This window comes from Streptomyces sp. NPDC043870 (genome assembly GCF_056435785.1).
Genome location: NZ_JBWKDT010000026.1, coordinates 88,795 through 110,575, shown reverse-complemented (window position 1 = coordinate 110,575; position 21,781 = coordinate 88,795). Strand labels below are relative to the sequence as shown.

Annotated in this window: 19 protein-coding genes; 5 read left to right on the top strand and 14 right to left on the bottom strand. The window is 70.7% G+C overall.

Annotation, left to right across the window (positions count from 1 at the left end):
* Nucleotides 1-43: 43 nt before the first annotated feature.
* Genes AC0699_RS27345 through AC0699_RS27335 form a run of 3 tightly spaced genes read right to left on the bottom strand, consistent with a single transcriptional unit; the run spans nucleotide 44 to nucleotide 2,905 of the window.
* On the bottom strand, nucleotides 44-1,225 hold the full coding sequence (locus tag AC0699_RS27345; protein ID WP_478665165.1) for a dipeptidase: 1,182 nt from the start codon (nucleotides 1,223-1,225) through the stop codon (nucleotides 44-46).
* A 10-nt stretch (nucleotides 1,226-1,235) separates the two neighbouring features.
* Nucleotides 1,236-1,733, bottom strand: coding sequence for a 5-(carboxyamino)imidazole ribonucleotide mutase (gene purE, locus AC0699_RS27340; RefSeq protein WP_478665203.1), 498 nt, complete (start codon nucleotides 1,731-1,733; stop codon nucleotides 1,236-1,238).
* Nucleotides 1,734-1,765: 32 nt separating this feature from the next.
* Nucleotides 1,766-2,905, bottom strand: a complete 1,140-nt coding sequence (locus AC0699_RS27335) for a 5-(carboxyamino)imidazole ribonucleotide synthase (protein WP_478665162.1) — start codon at nucleotides 2,903-2,905, stop codon at nucleotides 1,766-1,768.
* 210 nt (nucleotides 2,906-3,115) lie between these two features.
* Here AC0699_RS27335 and AC0699_RS27330 point away from each other — a divergent pair, with 210 nt between their 5' ends.
* Nucleotides 3,116-3,631 carry a GtrA family protein gene (locus AC0699_RS27330; RefSeq protein WP_478665159.1) on the top strand — a complete coding sequence of 172 codons (516 nt, stop codon included), beginning with the start codon at nucleotides 3,116-3,118 and terminating at the stop codon, nucleotides 3,629-3,631.
* A 123-nt stretch (nucleotides 3,632-3,754) separates the two neighbouring features.
* On the opposite strand, the gene AC0699_RS27325 is transcribed toward AC0699_RS27330, so the two are convergent.
* Together AC0699_RS27325 and AC0699_RS27320 are read right to left on the bottom strand one after the other, a co-directional pair.
* On the bottom strand, nucleotides 3,755-5,020 hold the full coding sequence (locus tag AC0699_RS27325) for an ATP-binding protein (protein WP_478665155.1): 1,266 nt from the start codon (nucleotides 5,018-5,020) through the stop codon (nucleotides 3,755-3,757).
* A 60-nt stretch (nucleotides 5,021-5,080) separates the two neighbouring features.
* Nucleotides 5,081-5,758 carry a response regulator transcription factor gene (locus AC0699_RS27320; protein WP_478665150.1) on the bottom strand — a complete coding sequence of 226 codons (678 nt, stop codon included), beginning with the start codon at nucleotides 5,756-5,758 and terminating at the stop codon, nucleotides 5,081-5,083.
* A 470-nt stretch (nucleotides 5,759-6,228) separates the two neighbouring features.
* Between AC0699_RS27320 and AC0699_RS27315 the strand changes: the two genes are divergently transcribed.
* Nucleotides 6,229-7,752 carry a peptide MFS transporter gene (locus tag AC0699_RS27315; protein ID WP_478665147.1) on the top strand — a complete coding sequence of 508 codons (1,524 nt, stop codon included), beginning with the start codon at nucleotides 6,229-6,231 and terminating at the stop codon, nucleotides 7,750-7,752.
* A 167-nt stretch (nucleotides 7,753-7,919) separates the two neighbouring features.
* Here AC0699_RS27315 and AC0699_RS27310 read toward each other — a convergent pair whose 3' ends face one another.
* The 6 genes from AC0699_RS27310 to AC0699_RS27285 all read right to left on the bottom strand — a co-directional run bounded on the left by AC0699_RS27310 (nucleotide 7,920) and on the right by AC0699_RS27285 (nucleotide 13,428).
* Nucleotides 7,920-9,284 (bottom strand): hypothetical protein, encoded by a 1,365-nt coding sequence (locus AC0699_RS27310; RefSeq protein WP_478665144.1) that lies wholly within the window; start codon nucleotides 9,282-9,284, stop codon nucleotides 7,920-7,922.
* Nucleotides 9,285-9,298: 14 nt separating this feature from the next.
* A complete protein-coding gene (locus tag AC0699_RS27305; RefSeq protein WP_478665142.1) occupies nucleotides 9,299-10,249 on the bottom strand; it encodes a hypothetical protein in 951 nt (316 codons plus the stop codon).
* 473 nt (nucleotides 10,250-10,722) lie between these two features.
* Nucleotides 10,723-11,559, bottom strand: a complete 837-nt coding sequence (locus tag AC0699_RS27300; RefSeq protein WP_478665141.1) for a COG1470 family protein — start codon at nucleotides 11,557-11,559, stop codon at nucleotides 10,723-10,725.
* 17 nt (nucleotides 11,560-11,576) lie between these two features.
* Nucleotides 11,577-12,251 (bottom strand): peptidase, encoded by a 675-nt coding sequence (locus AC0699_RS27295; protein WP_478665138.1) that lies wholly within the window; start codon nucleotides 12,249-12,251, stop codon nucleotides 11,577-11,579.
* Nucleotides 12,252-12,420: 169 nt separating this feature from the next.
* A complete protein-coding gene (locus AC0699_RS27290; protein ID WP_478665136.1) occupies nucleotides 12,421-12,924 on the bottom strand; it encodes an ATP-binding protein in 504 nt (167 codons plus the stop codon).
* A gap of 135 nt (nucleotides 12,925-13,059) precedes the next feature.
* Nucleotides 13,060-13,428, bottom strand: a complete 369-nt coding sequence (locus tag AC0699_RS27285; protein WP_478665201.1) for an STAS domain-containing protein — start codon at nucleotides 13,426-13,428, stop codon at nucleotides 13,060-13,062.
* Nucleotides 13,429-13,668: 240 nt separating this feature from the next.
* Here AC0699_RS27285 and AC0699_RS27280 point away from each other — a divergent pair, with 240 nt between their 5' ends.
* The 3 genes from AC0699_RS27280 (at nucleotide 13,669) to AC0699_RS27270 (ending at nucleotide 18,147) form a co-directional block, all read left to right on the top strand.
* Complete coding sequence (locus AC0699_RS27280) at nucleotides 13,669-14,640, top strand: RNA polymerase sigma factor SigF (protein ID WP_478665133.1); 972 nt, start codon at nucleotides 13,669-13,671, stop codon at nucleotides 14,638-14,640.
* Between the two features lie 89 nt (nucleotides 14,641-14,729).
* Complete coding sequence (locus AC0699_RS27275; protein ID WP_478665130.1) at nucleotides 14,730-15,971, top strand: DegT/DnrJ/EryC1/StrS family aminotransferase; 1,242 nt, start codon at nucleotides 14,730-14,732, stop codon at nucleotides 15,969-15,971.
* On the top strand, nucleotides 15,964-18,147 hold the full coding sequence (locus tag AC0699_RS27270; RefSeq protein ID WP_478665127.1) for a lipopolysaccharide biosynthesis protein: 2,184 nt from the start codon (nucleotides 15,964-15,966) through the stop codon (nucleotides 18,145-18,147). Before AC0699_RS27275 ends, AC0699_RS27270 begins: the two co-directional genes overlap by 8 nt.
* 66 nt (nucleotides 18,148-18,213) lie before the next feature.
* On the opposite strand, the gene AC0699_RS27265 is transcribed toward AC0699_RS27270, so the two are convergent.
* From AC0699_RS27265 to AC0699_RS27255, 3 genes are read right to left on the bottom strand one after another with little or no spacing between them, the layout of a single operon-like run.
* Nucleotides 18,214-19,323 (bottom strand): glycoside hydrolase family 26 protein, encoded by a 1,110-nt coding sequence (locus AC0699_RS27265; protein WP_478665125.1) that lies wholly within the window; start codon nucleotides 19,321-19,323, stop codon nucleotides 18,214-18,216.
* Nucleotides 19,323-19,778 carry a hypothetical protein gene (locus AC0699_RS27260; protein ID WP_478665123.1) on the bottom strand — a complete coding sequence of 152 codons (456 nt, stop codon included), beginning with the start codon at nucleotides 19,776-19,778 and terminating at the stop codon, nucleotides 19,323-19,325. The genes AC0699_RS27265 and AC0699_RS27260 overlap by 1 nt, the downstream gene beginning before the upstream one ends.
* The gene (locus AC0699_RS27255) at nucleotides 19,775-21,682 is read right to left on the bottom strand and encodes a hypothetical protein (RefSeq protein WP_478665120.1); all 1,908 of its coding nucleotides are present in this window, start codon (nucleotides 21,680-21,682) and stop codon (nucleotides 19,775-19,777) included. The genes AC0699_RS27260 and AC0699_RS27255 overlap by 4 nt, the downstream gene beginning before the upstream one ends.
* Nucleotides 21,683-21,781 lie beyond the last annotated feature (99 nt).

Below are 21,781 nucleotides of genomic sequence, written 5' to 3'. Positions count from 1 at the left end.
TGCCCGGCTGCGGCTGCGGCTGCCACCGCCGGGCAGGTGGCCGTCAGGCCAGGGAGTCCAGCGTCGCGTTCGACGCGGGCCGCGTCGAACGGAGGTCGCGGGCCACCGATTCCGCGTCGCGCAGCACCCGTACCGCGTTCTGCCACGTCAGCTTCGCCAGGTCGGCCGACGACCAGCCGCGGCGCAGCAGCTCCGCGATCAGGTTGGGGTAGCCCGCGACGTCCTCCAGGCCGGCGGGGACGAAGGCCGTGCCGTCGTAGTCGCCGCCGATGCCGATGTGGTCGATGCCGGCGGCCTCGCGCATGTGGTCGAGGTGGTCGGCGACCGTCGAGGCCGTGGCGACCGGGCGCGGATGCGCCGCCTCGAAGGCGCGGTGGATCTCCATCGCCCCCGGGGTGGTGTCCAGGGGGTGCAGCCCGTGCGTCCGCATGTTCTCGTCCGCCGACCGGGTCCAGGCCACCGCCTCCGGCAGGATGAACTTGGGGACGAACGTGGCCATCGCCACGCCCCCGTTCGCCGGGAGACGCTCCAGCACGTCGTCCGGAATGTTGCGCGGGTGGTCGCAGATCGCCCGCGCCGACGAGTGGGAGAAGATCACCGGCGCCACCGACGTGTCCATCGCGTCCTGCATCGTCGTCGCGGCGACGTGCGAGAGGTCGACCAGCATGCCGGTGCGGTTCATCTCCCGGACGACTTCGTGGCCGAACGGCGACAGTCCGCCCACGCCGGGCTCGTCGGTCGCCGAGTCCGCCCAGTCGTTGTTGTCGTTGTGCGTCAGCGTCATGTAGCGGACACCCAGCGCGTGCAGCGCGCGCAGCGTGGCGAGCGAGTTGTTGATGGAGTGGCCGCCCTCCGCTCCCATCAGGGAGGCGATACGGCCCTCCTTGCGCGCCGCCTCCATGTCGTCCGCTGTTTTGGCCCGCGCCAGGTCCGCCGGGTAGCGGGCGAGCAGCTGGCCGACGGCGTCGATCTGCTCCAGCGTGGCGCTGACCGCCTCGTCGCCGGTCATGTCGCTGCGTACGTACACGGACCAGAACTGCGCCCCGACCCCGCCGGCCCGCAGCCGGGGGATGTCGGTGTGCAGGCTGCCGGTCAGGTCGCTCGCGATGTCGAGCCGGTCCAGGTCGTAGCGGACCCGCTCGCGCAGCGCCCACGGAAGGTCGTTGTGGCCGTCGGCCACCGGGAAGGACTCGAGGAGGGAACGGGCCTCGGCGAGGAAGTCCACAGCCGCCGCCCTACTTGCCGAAGCCGAAGGCCGGGGAGCCCTCGACCTTGGCGCGCAGCCGCTTGCCTTTCTCGGTCGCCTGGTCGTTGAGCTCCTGCTGGAACTCCCGCATCCGGGCCAGCAGGTCGGGGTCCTGGGTCGCGAGGATCCGGGCCGCCAGCAGACCCGCGTTGCGCGCGCCGCCCACCGACACCGTCGCCACCGGCACGCCCGCCGGCATCTGCACGATCGACAGCAGCGAGTCCATGCCGTCGAGGTACTTCAGCGGCACCGGAACGCCGATCACCGGCAGCGGGGTGACCGAGGCGAGCATGCCCGGCAGATGCGCCGCGCCGCCCGCGCCCGCGATGATCGCCTTCAGGCCGCGCGCGGCGGCGTCCTCGCCGTACGCGATCATCTCGTGCGGCATGCGGTGCGCGGAGACGACGTCGACCTCGTACGCGATCTCGAACTCGTCGAGGGCCTGTGCCGCGGCCTCCATGACCGGCCAGTCGGAGTCGGACCCCATCACGATGCCTACGACAGGACGGCTGGTGCTGTTCACTCGACGATTGTTCCTCTCAGGTAGCCGGCGGCGTGACGGGCGCGCTCCAGCACGTCGTCGAGGTCGTCGCCGTATGTGTTGACATGCCCCACCTTGCGGCCGGGCTTCACGTCCTTGCCATACATATGAATCTTGAGCTGCGGATCCCGTGCCATGCAGTGCAGATAGGCCGAGTACATGTCGGGGTAGTCGCCGCCCAGCACATTGCACATGACGGTCCACTTCGCGCGCGGGCGCGGATCGCCCAGCGGCAGGTCGAGTACGGCCCGGACGTGGTTGGCGAACTGGGAGGTCACGGCCCCGTCCTGGGTCCAGTGGCCGGAGTTGTGCGGGCGCATCGCGAGTTCGTTGACGAGGATTCGCCCGTCGGTGGTCTCGAACAGCTCGACCGCCAGATGGCCGACGACATCGAGCTCCTTCGCGATGCGCAGGGCGAGCTGCTGCGCCTGGCCGGCCAGCTCCCCGTCCAGACCGGGCGCGGGGGCGATCACCGTGTCGCAGACTCCGTCGACCTGCCGGGACTCCACGACGGGGTAGGCGACGGCCTGGCCGTGCGGGGAGCGGACGATGTTCGCCGCCAGCTCACGGCGGAAGTCGACCTTCTCCTCGGCGAGCACGGGCACACCGGCTCTGAAGGGGGCCTCGGCATCGTCTTCCGTACGGACGAACCAGACGCCCTTGCCGTCGTAGCCGCCCTGCACCGTCTTGAGGATCACGGGGAAGCCCCCCACCTCCTGGGCGAACGCCGTCACATCGGCGGGGTCCGCCACGATGCGATGCCGGGGGCAGGGCACCCCGATCTCCATGAGCTTCGCGCGCATCACACCCTTGTTCTGGGCGTGCACCAAGGCGTCGGGCCCCGGCCGGACGGCGATGCCGTCCGCCTCCAGGGCCCGGAGGTGCTCGAACGGGACATGCTCATGATCAAAGGTGATCACATCACAGCCGCGCGCGAACTCACGCAGCGTGTCCAGGTCGCGGTAGTCGCCGATGACGACATCGCTCACCACCTGGGCCGCGGAATCCTGAGGGGTGTCACTGAGGAGCTTGAACTTGAGGCCGAGGGGGATACCCGCCTCGTGGGTCATACGGGCGAGCTGACCGCCGCCGACCATGCCGACTACCGGGAACGTCACCCTCTCAGGGTATCCGGAGCTCCGTACGGCCCTGTCCGGTGTGCGTTTTCGTACGATGCCACAGCTCCGCGACACCTTCGCAGTTGTCCACAGGCAAGTCAGGGGGGTGCTGGTTAGCATGGTCGGGTTGATGTTTCCAACGCGATGTTCTCCGACGCGATGCTCTCCGCATCGTCGAATCGGCCGACCGGACGGGGCTGAACGATCACCATGAGCGAACGGGGCGCCCTGCGTGGGCGACTGAACCGGCTCGCGCGCGAGGTCGCCAAGTTCGGCGCTGTCGGCGCCATGGGGCTGCTCGTCAATATGGCAGTCTTCAATCTGCTGCGGCAGACCACCGACATTCCGGTGGTGCGGGCCAGCCTGCTGGCGACGTTCATAGCGATCCTCTTCAACTACGTGGGCTTCCGCTACTTCACGTACCGGGATCGCGACAAGAGCGGCCGTACCAAGGAGCTGACGCTGTTCCTGCTGTTCAGCGCGGCCGGAGCGGTGATCGAGAACGGCGTGCTGTACACGGCGACGTACGGCTTCGACTGGGACAGCCCGCTGCAGAGCAACTTCTTCAAGTGCTTCGGGATCGGCGTCGCGACACTGTTCCGCTTCTGGTCGTACCGCACGTGGGTGTTCCGGGCACTGCCCGCCCGCGAGGCCGTACAGACGGCGGAATCGTTCCTGGAGCAGCGCGCGGCGGAGCAGAAGCAGCCCCACCGGGTCCGCAGCTGACGCGCCCCGTGGCCGGGAGCTGCTCCCGGGCTGCGGGCTTTCGCGTCGGCGGATCGCGCGTTCCGGCTCGCGTCAGCTGATCGCGCGTTCCGGCTCGCATCGGCGGATCGTGCGTTGCCGTCCTCAGCGGATCGTGCGTTCCGGCTCCCTGAGCCGCCGCGCCTCCCGGCTCAGGAACAGGGCGAACACCGGAGGCTGCTGCTGCAGCAGCTCCAGCCGCCCGCCGTCCGCCTCCGCCAGATCGCGGGCGACGGCCAGCCCGATCCCCGTCGAGTTGCGTCCGCTGATGGTCCGCTCGAAGATCCGGGCTCCGAGATCGGCTGGTACGCCGGGGCCCTCGTCGGTCACCTCGACCACGGCCTGGTTGCCGGTGACCCGGGTGCGCAGGGCCACGGTGCCGCCGCCGTGCATCAGCGAGTTCTCGATCAGCGCCGCCAGCACCTGGGCGACGGCGCCCGGTGTGCCCACGGCCCGCAGGCCCTGTTTGCCCGAGCAGACGATCGCCCGGCCCGCGCTGCGGTACGCGGGGCGCCACTCCTCGATCTGCTGCTTGACGACCTCGCCGAGGTCGAAGGCGACGGCCGAGCCGGTGCGCGGGTCGCGGGAATTCGTGAGCAGCCGCTGCACGACGTCGGTGAGTCGCTCCACCTGGGTCAGCGCGATGATCGCCTCCTCCTTGACCGTGTCCGGGTCGTCGGTCGCGGAGATCTCCTCGAGCCGCATGGAGAGCGCGGTCAGCGGCGTACGGAGCTGGTGGGAGGCGTCCGCGGCGAGCCGGCGCTCGGCGGTGAGCATGCGCGCGATCCGTTCGGCGCTGGAGTCCAGGACGTCGGCGACCCGGTCGAGCTCGGGGACGCCGTACCGCTTGTGCCGGGGCCGGGGGTCACCGGAGCCGAGCCGCTCCGCGGTCTCCGCGAGGTCGGTCAGCGGTGACGCGAGTTTGTTGGCCTGTCGCACGGCCAGAAGTACGGCGGCGACGACGGCGAGCAGGGCGACGGCGCCGATGATCATCAATGTGCGGCCGACTTCACGGGTGACGATGGAGCGGGACTCCTCGACGGTGACCGACTCTCCCTGCTCACCGGTGGCGGTGCCCCGGATCACGCTCCCGGAGGGCTGTTGCCCGATCTCGACCGCCGGCCTCCCCGGAATCCGGATCACCGCGTACCGGTCGGGCCCGATCTGATCGGCGAGCACCCCGTCGTCGACCTTCTCGTGCTCGAGCACCTTGGCCTCGATGACGCTGACCAGCCGCAGCGCCTCCGAGTCCACGCTCTCCTGGGCGCTGCTGCTGATGGTGCGTGTCTCGACGATGACGAGGGAGACGCCGAAGACGGCGATGACGACGAGCACCACGGCCAGGGTGGAGTTGATGAGTCGGCGGCGCACGGTGCCCTCCGGGCGGGTTTTGCGGGGATGCGGGGGCGGGGCCCCCGCAGTCCTTGCTGCTCAGCTCTTCTCGAAGCGGAAGCCGACGCCTCGGACGGTCGCGATGTAGCGCGGGTTCGCCGCGTCGTCGCCCAGCTTCTTGCGGAGCCAGGAGATGTGCATGTCCAGTGTCTTGGTGGACGACCACCACGTGGTGTCCCACACCTCGCGCATCAGCTGGTCACGGGTGACGACCCGGCCGGCGTCCCGCACCAGGACGCGCAGCAGGTCGAACTCCTTCGCCGTGAGCTGCAGCTCCTCGTCGCCCATCCAGGCGCGGTGCGATTCGACGTCGATCCGCACGCCATGGGTCGCGGGCGCCGCGGCCGGCTCCGTGGCGCCGCGCCGGAGCAGCGCCCGGACCCGGGCCAGCAGCTCGGCGAGCCGGAACGGCTTGGTCACGTAGTCGTCGGCGCCGGCGTCCAGGCCGACCACCGTGTCCACCTCGTCGGCCCGGGCCGTCAGCACCAGGATCGGCACGCTGTGCCCGTCGGCACGGAGCCGCCGCGCCACTTCGAGGCCGTCCATCCCGGGCAGCCCGAGGTCCAGCACCACCAGGTCGATGCCGCCCTGGAGCCCGGCGTCGAGCGCGCTCGGACCGTCCTCGCGGACCTCGACCTCGTACCCCTCCCGGCGCAGGGCACGCGCCAGCGGCTCGGAGATGGATGCGTCGTCCTCGGCGAGCAGTACACGGGTCATGGGGTGATGGTAGTCCGCGGCGCGGACACGCCGAGGCGTGATCCACAAGCCCTGCCGGTCTGGGATGAGATCCTGTTCATCACCTTCGAAACTGGGCAGACGGTTCCACGTGGGCCTGTGATCCTTGTCTCAAGCCCTTTCATATGCCCCACTGTCGTGTCGTATGGTGGCGAGACGCCTTTAGCACTACTCGGGGACCTTTGGCTGCTTTTGCACCAAGGGTCTCTTTTCTGTGCGGAGCCGGCCATCAGCCGGTGCCGACAGTGAATGAACTGTGGGCCGGGCCTCTCGCGCGTCGCCGCGCGCGGGGCGTGGATCCCGGTGCGGACGTGTCCCTCGTCTTCGTTCACCAACGAACGACGGGCCCCTCGGGCGTGGGGCGGGGCCCTCCCCGCCGGTGCCGGCCGCCCCCCACCGGGCGCGAGTACCCGCTTACCAGGCGGACGCGTCCCGAGCAGCAAGGATCGACCATGGCGTCCAGCCTGACGAAGGACTCGGTGACCAGCCCCGCTGGCTCCGAAAGGACCTTCTTCGGCCACCCCCGCGGCCTGGCCACCCTCTTCATGACCGAGATGTGGGAGCGCTTCTCCTACTACGGCATGCGGGCCCTTCTGGTTCTGTACCTGGTCTCCGGCGGCGCAGACGCCGCGACGGGCAGCCAGGGCGGCGGCCTCGCGATGACCGCGGTCACGGCCACGGCCATCTACTCCGTCTATGTCTCGATGGTCTACCTCATGGCCATGCCGGGCGGCTGGTTCGGCGACCGCGTCTGGGGCGCCCGCAAGACCGTCACCATCGCGGGCTTCGTCATCATGGCGGGCCACCTCTCGCTCGCCGTCCCCGGTCAGGCGATGTTCTTCGTCGGTCTCGCGCTCGTCGCGGCCGGATCCGGTCTGCTGAAGGCCAACATCTCCACGATGGTGGGCCACCTCTACGACGGTCCTGACGACCCGCGCCGTGACGGTGGCTTCACGATCTTCTACATCGGCATCAACCTCGGTGCCTTCGCCGCGCCGCTGGTCATCGGCACCGTCGGTGAGAAGCACAACTGGCACTTCGGCTTCCTGCTCGCCGCGGTCGGCATGGCGCTGGGCCTGGCCCAGTTCCTGATCGGCACCCGCAACCTGAGCCCGAAGAGCAGCGTCGTCCCGAACCCGCTCACCGCTCAGGAGCGCAAGGCCGTCCTCACCAAGGTCGTCCTCGGCACCGCGCTCGTCGCCGCCTTCTACAGCGTCGTCGTCGCCGCCGGCATGTACACCCTTAACTGGGCGCTCGTCCCGATCACCCTCGCCGGTCTGCTCATCCCGGTCGCCGTGCTGGTCCGCATCAAGCGCGACAAGGATCTGGACAAGGTCGAGCAGTCCAAGGTCTCCGGCTACATCTGGTTCTTCGTCGCCGCGGCCGTCTTCTGGATGATCTACGACCAGGGTGGCTCGACCCTCTCCCTCTTCGCCGACAGCAAGACCGCCGACAACCTGCTCGGCATGGCCTTCCCGGCCACCTGGTTCCAGTCGCTGAACCCGCTGTTCATCATGGCGCTGGCCCCGGTCTTCGCCTGGATGTGGCTGGCGCTTGCGCGCCGCAACAAGGAGCCCAACACCATCGTGAAGTTCGCGATGGCCCTGGTCCTCGTCGGCGCCTCGTTCTTCGTCTTCATCGTGCCGATGGGCATGGCGGGCGACGGCTCCAAGGTCAGCCCGATGTGGCTCGTCTCGATCTACATGATCCAGACGATCGCCGAGCTGTGCCTGTCCCCGGTGGGTCTGTCGGTGACCACGAAGATGGCTCCGCAGAAGTACTCGAGCCGGATGCTGGGTGTGTGGTTCCTGGCCGTCACCGCGGGCGACTGCACCACGGGTCTTCTCTCGCTCGCCGGTGTCGACCTGAACGGTACGGGCATCATCGGCCTGCAGGCCCTGCTCGCCGCTGTCGCGGGTGTGGCGATCTGGATGTACCGCAAGAAGGTCCAGGCGCTCATGGGCAACGTCCACTGACCTGGTCCGTACGCACTCCGTGTACGAAGGGCCGCCGCACCGGTGTGGTGCGGCGGCCCTTCGCCGTTCTCGGAGAGACGTGACCAGCAGGTCGTGATCAGCGGGTCGTGATCAGCGGGTCGTGACCAGCAGGTCGTGACCAGCGGGTCGTGACCAGCGGGTCGTGATCAGCGGGTCGTGCCGCGCAGCCGCCGCCACGGTGTGAACGTGAACACCGCGCCGCCCAGCAGGATCACCGTGCCCGCGACGAGGGCGAGGGCGTGCAGGGCCCCGCCGTCCTCGGCGCCGGTTTCGGCGAGGCCGCCGCCCGAGGCGTCGCCGCCGCCCGCGGATCCGGAGGCCGAGCCGCCGGAGCCGCCACTCGCGCCGCCCGGCTGGGCGGAGGTGTCGAGCTCGAGGGAGACCCCGACATTCGCGGGCGGGGTGCAGGTCGTCGTCGTACCGAGGGCCTTGACCGTGAGGACGCCCGGGCTGAGCGTGGACTTTCCGCTGGCGCCCGGCTTGTACGTACCGGTCAGATCCGGGATCTCGATCGGGTCGCCGGCCTTGATGGGCTCCTTGTTCGTGGGGCCCTCGACATGGACGAAGCCCTTGTCGGCGCCGCCGAGCTTCACCTCCATGGACGGCTTGACGGAGTCGGCCGGGATCTCGGCGGGGCTGTCCATGACGGACTTGGAGAACTTCACGGTGAGGTCGTAGTTCCCGCCGTTCTTCTTGGCGTTGATCTTCACCGGGGAGACGGCCTCCTTGTCTCCGATGGGCGTCTTGCAGGAGTAGGCGACCTGGACCTCCTTGCCCTCGAAGTCGGTCTGGCCGCCACCGCCGCCTGTCGTGCCGCCGCTGGAGCCGCCGGAGCTGCTCGTACCGCCCGCGGTCGATCCGCCGGAGTCACTGCCACCGCTCGTGGAGCCGCCGGAGCTGCTCGTGCCGCCCGCCGTCGATCCGCCGGAGTCACTGCCAGCGCTCGTGGAGCCGCCCGTCGTCGTACCGCCCGAAGTCCCTCCGCCGTCCGTCACCTTGACGGTCGCGCCCGGCTGGACCGTCTCCTTCGGCGAGCACTTGGTGTCCGTCGAGATCGGCTTGGAGACATTGATGTTGTACGCGCCCGGGGTCAGCGTGATCTCGCCGGCAGCCGTCAGCTTCAGCTTGCCCTTCATGTCGGGCAGCACCATCGGGCTGTTCTTGGGGATCGGCGGGTTCTGCCGCGGTCCCTCCATCGCCAGATCGGCCGTCTGCGCCCCGGCGACCTTGAGGGTGCCCGTCGGTTTGACCGTGTCCTTCTCCAGGTCCAGGACGTCGGGGTTCTTGGACGCGGCCTGGACGGTCTTCCAGACCACCTCGATCTCGTCGCCGACCTTGGCCTCCGCGGGCGCGGTGATCTGCACCTCAGTGGTGCCCTGGACGGGCGGCAGACCGGAGATCGGCGGGGGGATGCACTCCGTCTTGTACGACACCTCGGCGGCGTGGGCCGGTCCCGCGGTCAGCAGGATCCCCGCGCCGCAGAGCATCAGCGCGACCCCTGCCGCGCTCATCCTCCGTTGCGTGCTCACGTGTGTCCCTTCGTCGTGGGTCGGTTCTCTGACGGTGCGGAGTCCGGGGTGAACCACGGCAGGGCCGTGGCGGTGGGTGGCACCGGCTCGGTGCGCGGTGCGTTGCGGTGACGGCCGGGAGGGGAGGCGCCGCGACGTGGTCGTACGCGGTCGACGACCGCCATCCCGATCCGGAACAGCGCGGCCGGGACGACCACGGCCAGCAGCACCCAGAAGAGCGTCACGCCCCAGGGCCTGCCCACGCCCCACGGCTGCTCGACGAGCACCTTCGAGCCGTACCTCACCGAGACCTGGTAGTCGCCGTGCGCCCCCGCAGACAGCTGGACGGGCAGCTTGATCTGCGCCTTCTTCCCCGGCTGGATGGTGCCGCGCCACTGCCGCTCCTCCCACTGCGGGGCGAACACGCCATGGGCGGTGCCGACCTCGAAGACGGGGTTCTGGACCGGGGCGGAGCCGAGATTGCCGACGGTGAAGACCAGCTCGCGGCTCGGCGGGGCGCCGAACCACACGAGCAGGCCGCTCGATCCCCGCAGGTCGACGGCCGCGAGCACGGCGAGCTTCCCGCCTCCGGTGGACCGGGGAAGCGGGGCGGTCGGGTGACCCGCGACGGTGAACGGGGCGTCCACGAGGGCCTGTTCACCGGTGACGGTCGCCACGTGCACGACGCACGGGCAGGGCTTCGGCGGCTCCGCGACCGGCATCTTCTTGCTGAACGCGCCCTTGGCGTCGGTGGTGACGGCGCGGCCGTCGGCGTTGGCGCAGGAGTTGGTGCCGCCGATCACGCCACGGTCGGGTGTGGCCTGTCCGCAGATGAGCATCATCAGCAGCGCGCCCGGTCGCCATCCGGCGCCGCTGACGGTGAGGTCGCCGCCTTTGCCCGCCTGCTGGGCGGAGAGGCTGACAGTGGGCTTGGTGTCCGCGGCGAGGGCGGGCGGGGCGATGGCCACGAGGCTGAAGGCCGCGGCGAGGAGTGCGACGAGGGCCGCCGCGACGCGCCCGCGGAGGGCTTCTCCCCTCCCGGCCCCTTCCCGTTGTGTCGATGTGCGGCTCCGCCGCGTGGGGGCGCCGCCGGGGCGCCGCCCCGGACCCCGCGCCTCAGCCGCCGGCGGGGCCGAGTCCGCTAGGGCGTGTTGCGAAAGTCCCGCCTGGCCCGCGACGCCTGGCACGCACACTCGCTGCGTTGTCGGACTCATCCAAGTACGTCCAGTACGAGGACGATCCTCCGCCTTGCGATCGCACGCACCAGACGCCGCGGGCCCCGCCCTCCGGGCGGACGGCGCTACTTTCGCAACACACCCTAGGCGGAGCCCCGGAATCCAGCCCGTCCGGCGTTCGAGGACACGGCCGAAGGCCGTACGGGAGCCGCCTGGGGCCCTGTCCACAGTTCGGCAGCGGGCGCGGAGGGGAAACTTGCCGCCGTTCACCTTTGGGCTCCTGCCTTCGCCAAGTTCCGTTGGGTAGTGGTCGGTTCGGCCGTCGGCGGCCGACGGCGCGTGCGCCACAGCAGCGTTGCCCCGGCCGCCGCCCCGAGCGCGAGCGCCCCGCCCGTCACCCCGGCCCACGGCACGTAGACCGCGGAGGCCGTCGCCTCGGCCTGGGCGGCCCCCGGGGCCGTTGCACGGAGGGTGACGTCGACGGAGTCGAGGGCGGGCGTATCGGCCCAGGGTTCGGTCAGTTCGACGCGCTGTCCTGGGCGGAGTTCCACAGGCAGCGGGCGGGCAGGGCGCCGCATCAGTTCGCCGATGAGGCCCTCCGCGCGGACGGCCAGGCGCGGCGCGAGGACCGTGTTGCCGCGGTTGACCAGGGCGTAGTGGATGCGGCCTCCTTCCACCCGGACGTCCTCCACGGTGAGCGCGGCGAGCGTCGGGCCGCTGACCCGTACATGGACGCGTACGACCGTCTCGCGGCCGCCGGCCGAGGCGACGACGCGGGCGGGGTGGTCGCCGGGCACCGCGGACGCCGGCACGGTGACGGCGAACGGCACATCGGCGCGGGTGCGGGGCGGGACGGTCACCGGGTCCCCGGCGAGGGCGATCCAGCTGGTCCCGGCCGCACGCAGCCGTACGGTCAGCGGCTCGGTACCGCGGTTGGTCACGGACAGCCGGTCCTCCAGCACCGTGCCCGGCGGGCCCTCCACGTAGACGTACGGTCTGCCGCCCGTCGCGGGCTCCGCCGTCCAGCCCGGCTCGGCGGCCGTCGCGGCGGGCGCGGCTGTGGAGAGCACGTACAGCAGTGCGGCGGCGGCAGCGGTGATCACGGCGCTCCCCGGTTGTGTCAGCTCGTGGACCGCGCGTCGCTGCGGCGGGTCAGCCACAGGACGCCCGCCGCTCCCGTGAGCAGCACGGTGCCGCCGAGCGTGCCGAGCGCGAGCGCCGAGTCGAGCGGCCCGGTCCTGGGCAGCTCGCCCGAGCCCGTGGCCGTCTGCGAACCGCCCCCGCCGCCCGAGCCCTGGACGTCGAGTTCCAGTGACGGCTTCGGATTGTTCTTGGGGGTGCAGGTCGTGGTCGTACCGAGTGCCTTGATGGTGAGCACCCCGGCGGTGAAGGTGACCTTGCCGCTCTTCTTCGGGGTGTACGTACCCGTCAAGTCGTTGATTTTGATGGGGGTGTTGGCGGGGATCGCCTCCGCGTTCGGCGGTCCGGACACCGGGACCGTGCCGTCCTCCACGCCGCCGAGCTCGATGAGCGCGCTCGGGTTCATCGCGCCCTTGCCCAGCTCGACCGGGCTGGACGACACCCCTTTCTGGAAGGACATGGTGAGCTTGTAGCCGCTGCCGCTCCTGACGCCCTTGATGTCGATCGGCGACACGGCGCCCTTGGGCCCGATCGGCGTCTGGCACTGGTAGTTGACGTCCACGACTTCGGCATGGGCGGCGGGTGCGGCCATCAGCACCACCGAGCCCGCCACCGCCGCTGCCAGCGTGAGAGCTGTCCGCTTCTGGTACGACACCTCGAGTTCCCCTCATGCCGGAAGGTCGCCGAATGTTACTGACGACACATCAGATTGGGCGCTCAAGGTACGCCTGGGCCCTGATGGAGGGAAGACAAAGAGCACGGCGGATCGCCGTGCTCCACAACAGCTTCAAAACCGCGGGGTCGTACCGCCACCGCACAGGACGCTAAGAGGGCGCGGCCAGCTCCGCCCACACCGTCTTGCCGGGCATCCCCGGCGTCCGCACGACTCCCCAGTCCAGGCAGAGCCGCTGCACGATGAACATCCCGTGCCCACCGGGCCGGCCGGCCCGGTGCGGGGTGCGCGGCGCCGGCTGGCCCGTGCCACGGTCGGAGACCTCCAGGCGCAGCACCTTCGCGTCACTGGAGACCCGCAGCCGCTCGGGGCCCTCCGCGTGCAGACAGGCGTTGGTGACCAGCTCGGAGACGACGAGCAGGACGTCCTCGGCGGCCGCCCTGCGGTCGGCGGAGGCGGCGGGCAGCCAGCCCCAGTCGTAGAGGGCCTGCCGGGTGAAGTCGCGGGCGAGCGGGACGATGCCGCTGGCGCTCTCCAGCGCGAGGGTGCGCACCCGGCCGTCGGGGACGACGGTTCCACCGTCGGCGTCGTCGGCGCGGGCACCGCCCGGCTCGGGGCCGCGGTCGCCCGGCGGATGCTGCCGGGTGGTGCTCATCAGCGCTTCACCTCACCGATTCACCGGTTCGCAATTGGGTCAGTACAGAGCGTGCGGGGTTCCGTGCAGTCTGCGGGGGGTCTTCTGCCCGGACGCGTCGCGGCAACACCCACGTGGTCGGTCCGGACGCTGCGGTCAGTCGGTCAGTGCCGCTCCGAGCGAGTCGTGAACGGTGAAGACCGCCTCCGCGCCGGTGATCTCGAAGACCCTGGCCACGACGGGCAGCATCCCGGCCAAATGAACCCCTCCCCCGGCCGCCTCGGCCTTGAGCCGGGCACCGAGCAGCACATTGAGTCCGGTGGAATCACAGAACTCAAGGTGTGAGCAGTCGACGACCAAGCGTGTACGACCTTGATCCAGTGCGTCATCGAGTGGCGCACGCAACAGATCGGCCGTGTGGTGATCGAGCTCACCCGCCGGCGTCACGACTTCACTCCGGCCTTCGGTTCGCACCTCGACCCGAAGCCGGCCCCGATTCGCGCTGCCGACCGTCCCGCGGTCCATGCCCGTCCTCTTCGCCGATGCCGATTGACGTCCGTAGAACATTACGCCTTTCGTACGCCGGCTGGTACCCGAACTCCCCCATAAAACAGACATGTATGACATTTGACACTTGCAACGTTCGGTAAAGACCGGGTAGGGCTAGTAGGGACACCACCAACACGGCCGGCTTCGGAGGCGCCGCACACCGCAGCAACAGGTATTGGCATCGGCAGCCATATGCCGAGAACGATGGAGGAGACCATGTCACCCCGGCTCGACGAATCGCGAACCCCCTACGCGCCGTCGACACGTCTGCACGATCACCTCGAATCCCCCGAGCACGACGAGATCCACGAGCACCACGGGAACGACGGGCGCAACGGACAGCTCGAACACTCCGAACACTCCGAGCACTCCGAGCAGCTCGGACAGCTCGCTCTCCCGGAGATCCCGCCGTTCGACGAAGTCGGACCGGTGGACGCCCGGGCCCTGTCGAAGACGCTCTTCGCCCGCCTCGAGGTCCTCGAGGAAGGCACCCACGAGTACGCGTACGTCCGCAACACGCTGGTCGAACTCAACCTCGCCCTGGTCAAGTTCGCCGCCTCCCGGTTCCGCTCCCGCAGCGAGCCGATGGAGGACATCATCCAGGTGGGCACGATCGGCCTCATCAAGGCCATCGACCGCTTCGAGCTCAGCAGGGGCGTCGAGTTCCCGACCTTCGCGATGCCGACCATCGTCGGCGAGATCAAGCGCTTCTTCCGCGACACGTCCTGGTCCGTGCGCGTGCCGCGGCGGTTGCAGGAGCTCCGCCTCGATCTCGCGAAGGCCGGCGACGAACTCGCCCAGCAGCTCGACCGCTCACCCACCGTCGGCGAGCTCGCCGAGCGGCTCGGCCTCAGCAACGACGAGGTCGTCGAGGGCATGGCGGCGAGCAACGCGTACACCGCGAGCTCGCTGGACGCCCAGCCGGAGGAGGACGAGTCCGAGGGCGCCCTCGCGGACCGCATCGGGTACGAGGACCATGGCCTCGAAGGCATCGAGTACATCGAGTCGCTGAAGCCCCTCATCGCCTCGCTGCCGCCGCGCGACCGCCAGATCCTCTCCCTCCGTTTCGTCGCCGGCATGACCCAGTCGGAGATCGGCGACGAGCTCGGCATCTCGCAGATGCACGTGTCGCGGCTGCTCTCCCGCACCCTGAACAGGCTCAGGAAGGGACTCACGGTCGAGGAGTGACCGTCGTGATCGTCCCCACCCGAAGGGTCCGTTCCGTCAAGGGACGGGCCCTTCCGCCTTATTGACGGTGCGGTCCGGTATGGGCCACATTGAGCCCGGGGCTCAGGGGGGACAATATGGCTGTTGGGGAGCCGCTGGGGAGATTGGAAGCGCGGATGCGCGACCGCCTCGGCAGGGAATGTCTCTACGTACCGTCGTGCCGTCTCGGGCTGTATGTGGCACTGCGCCACTGGTGCCGGCCCGGTGGGCGGGTGCTGATGTCGCCCGTCAACGACGACGTCATCTTCTTCGTGGTGCTCGCCGCCGGACTCCGGCCCGTCCAGGCGCCGCTGGACCCGCGCGACGGCTCCATCGACGTCGCGGCCGTCCCCGACCCGGTGTGGGGCGGACTGGCCGCGGTCATCACCACGAATCTGTACGGGAATCCCGACCCGGCGCCCGAACTGCGGGCCCGCTGCGACGCGTCGGGCATCCCGCTGCTGGAGGACGCGGCGCACGCGATCGGGTCGCGGGTGGGCGGGCGCCCGGTCGGTTCGTACGGTGACGCGTCGGTCTTCAGCCTCTCCAAGCACACGGCGGCGAAGACCGGGGGTTTTCTGGCCCTCGCCGACCCGTCGCTGCGCGGCGCCCTGGAGGAGGCCCGCGACGACCTCCTCGCACCGTCCCGGCTGCTCGCCGAACTCGCCTACGCCGTACGGCCGTACGCGGAGGCGGGCGTGCGCGGACTGCGGCTCGTGCGGGCGGCGCGGGCGGTGATGCGGCTGCTCGGCATGGAGGAGCGCGAGGAGATCCGGATGCCGTTGCGGGCGGGCGAGCTGAAGCAGGCGGTGTCGGCGGCGCCCGCGCTCGCCCCCTTCCACTCCTGGGTACGGGTCGACATGCACGACTACCGCATCACCGCGGGACGGCTGCGGCACAGACGCACGGCCCAGCTGCTGGACCGGCTCGACGAGCGTCTCGACGCACATCTCGCCGGTACGCGACGGCTGTTGGCGACCCCGTGGGGTTCACCCAAACCCGGGCAGCCCGGCCCCGGACCCGGCGGGGTACAACCGCTGTTCCGGGTCCCGCTGCTGGTCGCCGACCGCGACGCCGCGATCGCCGCGCTCGCCCGGCACCGCATCACCACGGGCTACCTCTACGATCCGCCGCTCGACGACTACGCGGGCGAGCTCTTCACGGACCTGTCCCCGTCCCCCGAACCGGCCCGCTGGTTCGCCCGCCACGCCCTCCCGGCGGATCCGCTGAAGGCGGACCGCATCATCGCCGTACTGCGGGAGTCGGGCGTACGCCCGGCCGACGTCCCGCCCCGGGGCGGGACCGGTGGCTGATACGACCCGACTGCGCGGACCGGACGCGGCCGGGAAGGCCCCAGCCGCGCCGGCCGCGGTCGGCGCCGCGACGGCCGGCGGGGCCGACGGGGACTCCATGTTCCGCAACGCCTATGCGCTGATGCTGTCCACGGGGGTCTCGGCCGCGCTGGGGCTGGGGTTCTGGCTGGTGGCCGCGCGGTACTACACGGAGGAGGCCGTCGGACAGGGCTCGGCGGCGATCGCGGCGATGCGGCTGCTCGCGTCGGTCACCGCGACCACGATGATCGGCGCGGTGGTGCGGTACGTACCGCGGGCCGGGCGGGCCACCGGACCGCTGGTGTGGCGGGCGTACGCGGTCAGCTCGCTCGTGGTGTGCGTCGCCTGTGCCGCGTTCCTGGTCACGCTGGATCTCTGGGGGCCCTCGTACGCTCCGCTGCGCGGCCTCACCGCCGGGCTCGTGTTCACCGCATCGTGCGTCGCGTGGGCGCTGCTGACGCTGCAGGACGGGGTGCTGACCGGGCTGCGCAAGGCGGTGTGGGTGCCGGTGGGCAACGCCGTGTTCTCCATCGGCAAGCTGCTGCTGCTCGCCGCGTTCGCCACCGCCATGCCGGTGCTCGGCGTCTTCGTGTCGTGGGCGGCGGCGATCGGCCTGTCCGTGCTGCCCCTCGGCTGGCTGGTCTTCCGCCGGCTCATCCCCCGGCAGGCCGCCGCCGACCGCGACCGCGAGCCGCCGCGGATGCGGGACATCGGACGGTTCCTCGCCGGGGACTCCGTCGGCGCGCTGTTCTCCCTGGCGATGATCAATCTGTTGCCGGTGATGGTCGCCGTCCGCTTCGACGCCGCGCACAACGGCTTCTTCTACATCGCCTACACCGTCGGCGGCACGATGGAGTTCATGGCCATCAACATGGCCTCCTCCCTCACCGCACACGCCTCGCACAGCCCGGACGGCCTCGCCGACGGGGTGCGCGGCGCGCTGCGGCGGATGGCGGTGCTGCTCGTTCCGGTCGTCGTCGTCCTCGTCGTCCTCGCCCCGCAGATCCTCGCCCCCTTCGGCCCGGACTACGCCGAGCACGGCACGACGGTGCTGCGGCTGCTGGCCGCCGCCGCGCTGCCCCGCGTCGTCGTCGAGCTGTACATCGGAGTGCTGCGCGTCCAGGGGCGTACGGGCGTGCTCGCCGTGCTCCAGGGCGCGATGTGCACGCTGGTGCTGGGCAGCGCGGCGGTGCTGCTCGGCCCGGCCGGGATCTCCGGTGCGGGTCTCGCCATGCTGCTCTCCATGTCGCTGATGGCCGTCGCCTCGGCACCGGGCGTACGGGCGGCGCTGACGGGGCGCGAACCGGGGCCGTCCCGTGCCGCCCGGCTGCTGCGACGGCGCCGGACCGGCGCCGAGGAGTACGGCACGACCTGGGCCCGAAAGGCCGCCGAGCGGCGGGCGGCGGGCGCGGAGGACTCCGACTGGACGCGCGAGACCGTGTATCTGCGGGGTGTGCACGAGACGGCGACCCCGGCCTTCGGGATCCCCGTGTACGTCCCCGAGCAGGCGTCCGGACGCGAGGACGAGTCCTGGCTGACCACCTGGCTGTGGCTGCTGCTCGGCCTCGCGGCCGGGCTGTTCTGGATCCCGCTGTCCCGGGCCGAGGACGTCACCGCCGGGCGGCTGTCCGGCACCGAGCTGCTGCGCGCCCTTCCCCCGGTCACGGTCACCGCCGGCGTGCTGCTGATCGTCGTGTGCAGCGCGGCGGTGTCGCTGCACCGGCTGCGCCCCGTACTGCTCGCCGCGGGGCTGCTGACCACCGTCGCCGCGCTGCACACCGCGCCGCTGCTGCTGGGGATCAGGCCGCACCCCGCCGCCGGGCCCGGACACACGGCGCTCGCGGACCTTCTCGCCGGTGCGGCGGGGCTGGACGGCACCGCCGGCATCCTCGCGGTCCTGCCGGTCGTGCTGCAGCTGCTCTGCCTGGGCCTGGCCGCCACCGCACTGCGCGCCCTCGGCGCGCCCGGCCGGGTCACGGTGGGCGCGGTGTGGGTACTGGCGGTGGCGGGCTGGGCGGCCCAGGCCGCGTTCGCCGCGGCCGCCCTGCCCGTGCTCACCGGCTTCTTCGCGGCGGCGGTCGCGGCGGTGGCCTACGCCCGGGCGAGTGAGCCGAAGGGGCGCGCGGGCGTCGAAAGGGAGAACGCGCAGAGGTCCTGAGGAACGAAGGACCGAGCACGATCGACCGTCGACGCACGCTAGAGCGCCCCGGAGGCGAACCGAGCCTCAAAAGGAGGGTACGCGCTGGTTGAAGTAGGCGTCCTGGCCCGCCCGGCGGTAACCCTCCAGGCCTGGACCGTCGTTGACCGTCAGATCGCAGCCCGGGCCCGGCACCGCACGGTTCCAGTGCACCATCGCCTTCACCTTCGGCAGGGTCCTGGCGACTTGGGGGATGGCGGTGTACCAGTCGCGCTGGCGGTCCGGGTCGGCAGGATCGGGGACGGTCGCGAACTCGGCCAGCATCAGCGGCTTCTTGTCGGAGATGTTCGCGACGAGCCAGTCGTAGGTGGGCCGCTGGCTGCGGTCGAAGTCCTTCCAGTCCGTGGTGTTGTGGCAGGTGAAGTAGTTGTACTGGTCCATGGCGAGCCAGTCGACGTAGTCGTCGCCGGGATACAGCTGCTTCATCAGATCGGCGCTGCCCAGATATCCGGAGACCGTCCACACCCATACGACGTTGTGGGCGCCGAGCTCCTCGAAGCGGTCCCGGAGATGGCGGTAGGCGGCGACGTACTCCTCGGGGCTTCCCGCGCCCTCCTTGATCCGGGCGTCGACCTCCTGGTCGAAGGAGAGGAAGACCCGCTTCCCGTACGCCTTGATGCGACGGATCTGCGGGTCGATGATCTCGGAGTCGTACGCCCCGGACGCGATGTTCTTCCAGCCGAGCTGGGTCTCGGTGTAGTTCTCGTGGTGCGGTTCCTTCCACACCGTCGACTCCCAGGCGAGCATGAGCATCCGGTCCCTGCCCAGCTCCTGCTCGTGGGGGGTGAGCAGCTGTCCGTCGAGCTCGTTCCCCGACATGTCGTGGTACGTGTACACGAGGTCGAGCCTGCGCCCGATCTTCTTCTCGAACGCGCGTACCGGTGCGGTGAGCGATCCGGTCCTGTCGTACGGGATGTACGCACCCCACCAGGCGCCGCAGCGCGGGGCCAGCTTGGCGTCGGGAGCGCACGGACCGGTGATCGCCTCCCCGGAGACGGCGTTCCTGGGTAAGCCCTCGTCCGCTGTTCCGTCGTCGGCGGTGGCCCAGATCCCGAGTCCGGCGAGAACGGCGGCGACCGCGACGAGGACGACGGCGGCGTAGCCGCGGCGGTAGGACCCTGAGTGGCGTCCACTCATCAGCCACCGCCGCCGGGTTCAGGGCCTGTCCGGGCACGTTCTGCGCCGGAGGAAGCACGCGTGCCCTGTGCGGCGCCGCGGGTGGCGGCGGGCAGCGGCAGTCCCGGCAGCGCGGAGACGACCGTGGCGAACGCGGCGAGCGGCACCAGGAACGCGATCGCCGAGAAGGCCTCGACGAGGAACAGCGAGGTGGCGGTGAGTACCCCGAGGGAGAGGCTGATGGGCGCGGCCAGTGCGAACGCCTCCAGGCGCGCGGCGGGCCGCAGTCCGCCCGGCTGTGGATACAGCAGGGCGAGGCCCGGGCCGAAGGAGACGAAGAGGAGGACCGGTATCCAGCGCAGGGGTGAGCCGCCGGGCAGCAGGGTCGCCGCGAGCGCCAGCCATCCGGAGGCCGCGACACCCACTCTGAGCTGTGTCCGGTTCATGGTCGCGGTCATGTTCACGGGCATGTTCATGTGGTGACGCCTCGCGATCGGTACTCGAGTACAACGCCGTAAGGATGCTCCTCGACGACGGTGAAGAGCGGTGATGCGGACAGTTTGGTGCGCAGCGTGTCGAAGCCGCCGTACGGCAGCAGGCCCTCACCCGCCGTGTAGAGGTCCTGAGTGCGGGTGAGGATGACGTAGGCCTTCGAGCCCGGCGGGATGCCCTCGGCCAGATATCCGGCCGGGTCGGCGAGCATCTTCTCGTTCTCGGGCAGCTCCTGCTCGGCGAAGAACCAGTGCTCCAGCTCGTCGTAGCGGTGCAGGGACTGCGGGAAGGACCCGGTGGCGGCGAGGATGAGCGTGCCGTCCGGGGCCCCGTCGATGGCCCGGGTGACCATCGCGGTCTCGACGGGCGGGGTGTAGTTCATCCTCTCCTTGCCGTAGTACGACGGCAGGAACCCGGCCACCAGCGCGATCAGGGACACGGGCAGCGCGACGGCGGCGATGCGCCGGCGCACGGTTCTCGCCCGGGCCGACGCGCCCCGGACGGCGCCGGCGGCGGGCACCAGCGCGGCGGCGGCGAAGAAGGCCGCGCCCGGCAGACCGAACAGATAGACGCGGAAGAGCATTTCGCCGCCGTAGTCGTTGACGACGAACAGCGGCAGCGGCGCCACGGACACCAGCAGCAGTGGCAGTGCACTGCGGGTGAGACGGCGGCGCGCGATCACGGCGACAGCGGCGAGCGCGGCGACCGCGAGCACCATCAGCACATTGGCGCGGCCCGCGAGTTCGGGCCCGGGTCCGGTGAGCTGACCGGCGTACCCGGCGCGGGAGTTCCGGGTCAGCTCACCCAGCGACTCGCGCAGGGTGCTGAGCGTCTCGACGAACAGCGGCCGCCCCATGGTCAGGTCCCAGATCAGCATCAGCAGTCCGGCGACGGCCAGGAGCCCGAAGTTGCGGTAGCGGCGCGTGAGGGCGAGCGCGAACAGCGAGGCACACAGCATGACCGGCGTGAGCTGGTGCGAGGCGTTGATCGCGGCGATCAGCGGGGCGAGGATCAGCACGCAAACGGCGCGCTGGCGCAGCCCCGTGGGCGGCGGCACGGTGGTCGCCACCGGGTCGAGACAGGTGCGGTCGCGCAGCTTGCCGGCCGAGCCGGGCAGCACGAAATGGCGCAGCACCACGGCAAGTACGGTCAGATGCAGGATGTACGCGAAGCCCTGCGGTGCCAGATAGTCCTGGCCGACCCAGTTGGCGAGCTGGAAGATCCAGACGGCGGTCCACACCAGCCGCCAGTCCTCGGTGAAGGTCCGGTAGATCAGGATCAGTACCGGCATGAGCAGCAGACCGAGCACGATCGGTGCCCAGTTGAGGTACGCGGCGGCGCTCTCGACTCCGAACGTGCGGACGAGGGCGGCGTTGAGGCTGAAGAACCCGGGCCACTGGTCGTACGCCGACATGTTGCCGGACAGTGCGGCGTTCGGCCGTAGTTCCCCGTTGGCGAGGAGCATGGTGATCACGGCGTCGTGCTTCGAGGCCCAGGGGTAGCGCACCGAGTCGTACAGCACGGCGGGCGGTGCCTTGAGGGCGAACAGCAGCCCCACGCAGTAGGCGGCCGGCCACCAGGGCGCGGTCCCGGCGCGCCGCAGACTGATCAGGAAGCCGCCGGTCAGGACCAGGAGAGAGGCGTAGAAGGCGGCCGGCAGGGCGTCGAGAAGTCCGTAGTCACCCATGGTGCGGAACCCGGTGCGCGGCAGGGCGTACGTCCACAGGCCGATGCCGGCGAGCAGCGGCAGCCACGTGAGATCTGGCAGGGAGCGGCGCCTGCGCGGGGGCCGGGTGGCGGCGTCGGCCGGCGGTTCACGGTCTTCGGTCTGCTTCGCGGGCGGCAGCGCGCTGCTCCCGGTGACCGGTGTGGGCACGCGTTGCTGCACAGTGCGGCTCCCCCCACGGATGTGGTCGCGGCCGTCACGCCGCTGTCCCTTTCAGCGAAGTATATGAATCTGGTTCGGTTTTGGGTGGCTCTCGTACAT

Excerpts from the sequence above, each read along its gene's own strand:
- purE (WP_478665203.1), bottom strand. The coding sequence starts at position 1,733 with ATGGGGTCCGACTCCGACTGGCCGGTCATGGAGGCCGCGGCACAGGCC.
- AC0699_RS27330 (WP_478665159.1), top strand. The coding sequence starts at position 3,116 with ATGAGCGAACGGGGCGCCCTGCGTGGGCGACTGAACCGGCTCGCGCGC.
- AC0699_RS27320 (WP_478665150.1), bottom strand. The coding sequence starts at position 5,758 with ATGACCCGTGTACTGCTCGCCGAGGACGACGCATCCATCTCCGAGCCG.
- AC0699_RS27315 (WP_478665147.1), top strand. The coding sequence starts at position 6,229 with ATGGCGTCCAGCCTGACGAAGGACTCGGTGACCAGCCCCGCTGGCTCC.
- AC0699_RS27310 (WP_478665144.1), bottom strand. The coding sequence starts at position 9,284 with ATGAGCGCGGCAGGGGTCGCGCTGATGCTCTGCGGCGCGGGGATCCTG.
- AC0699_RS27290 (WP_478665136.1), bottom strand. The coding sequence starts at position 12,924 with ATGAGCACCACCCGGCAGCATCCGCCGGGCGACCGCGGCCCCGAGCCG.
- AC0699_RS27285 (WP_478665201.1), bottom strand. The coding sequence starts at position 13,428 with ATGGACCGCGGGACGGTCGGCAGCGCGAATCGGGGCCGGCTTCGGGTC.
- AC0699_RS27280 (WP_478665133.1), top strand. The coding sequence starts at position 13,669 with ATGTCACCCCGGCTCGACGAATCGCGAACCCCCTACGCGCCGTCGACA.
- AC0699_RS27265 (WP_478665125.1), bottom strand. The coding sequence starts at position 19,323 with ATGAGTGGACGCCACTCAGGGTCCTACCGCCGCGGCTACGCCGCCGTC.
- AC0699_RS27260 (WP_478665123.1), bottom strand. The coding sequence starts at position 19,778 with ATGAACATGCCCGTGAACATGACCGCGACCATGAACCGGACACAGCTC.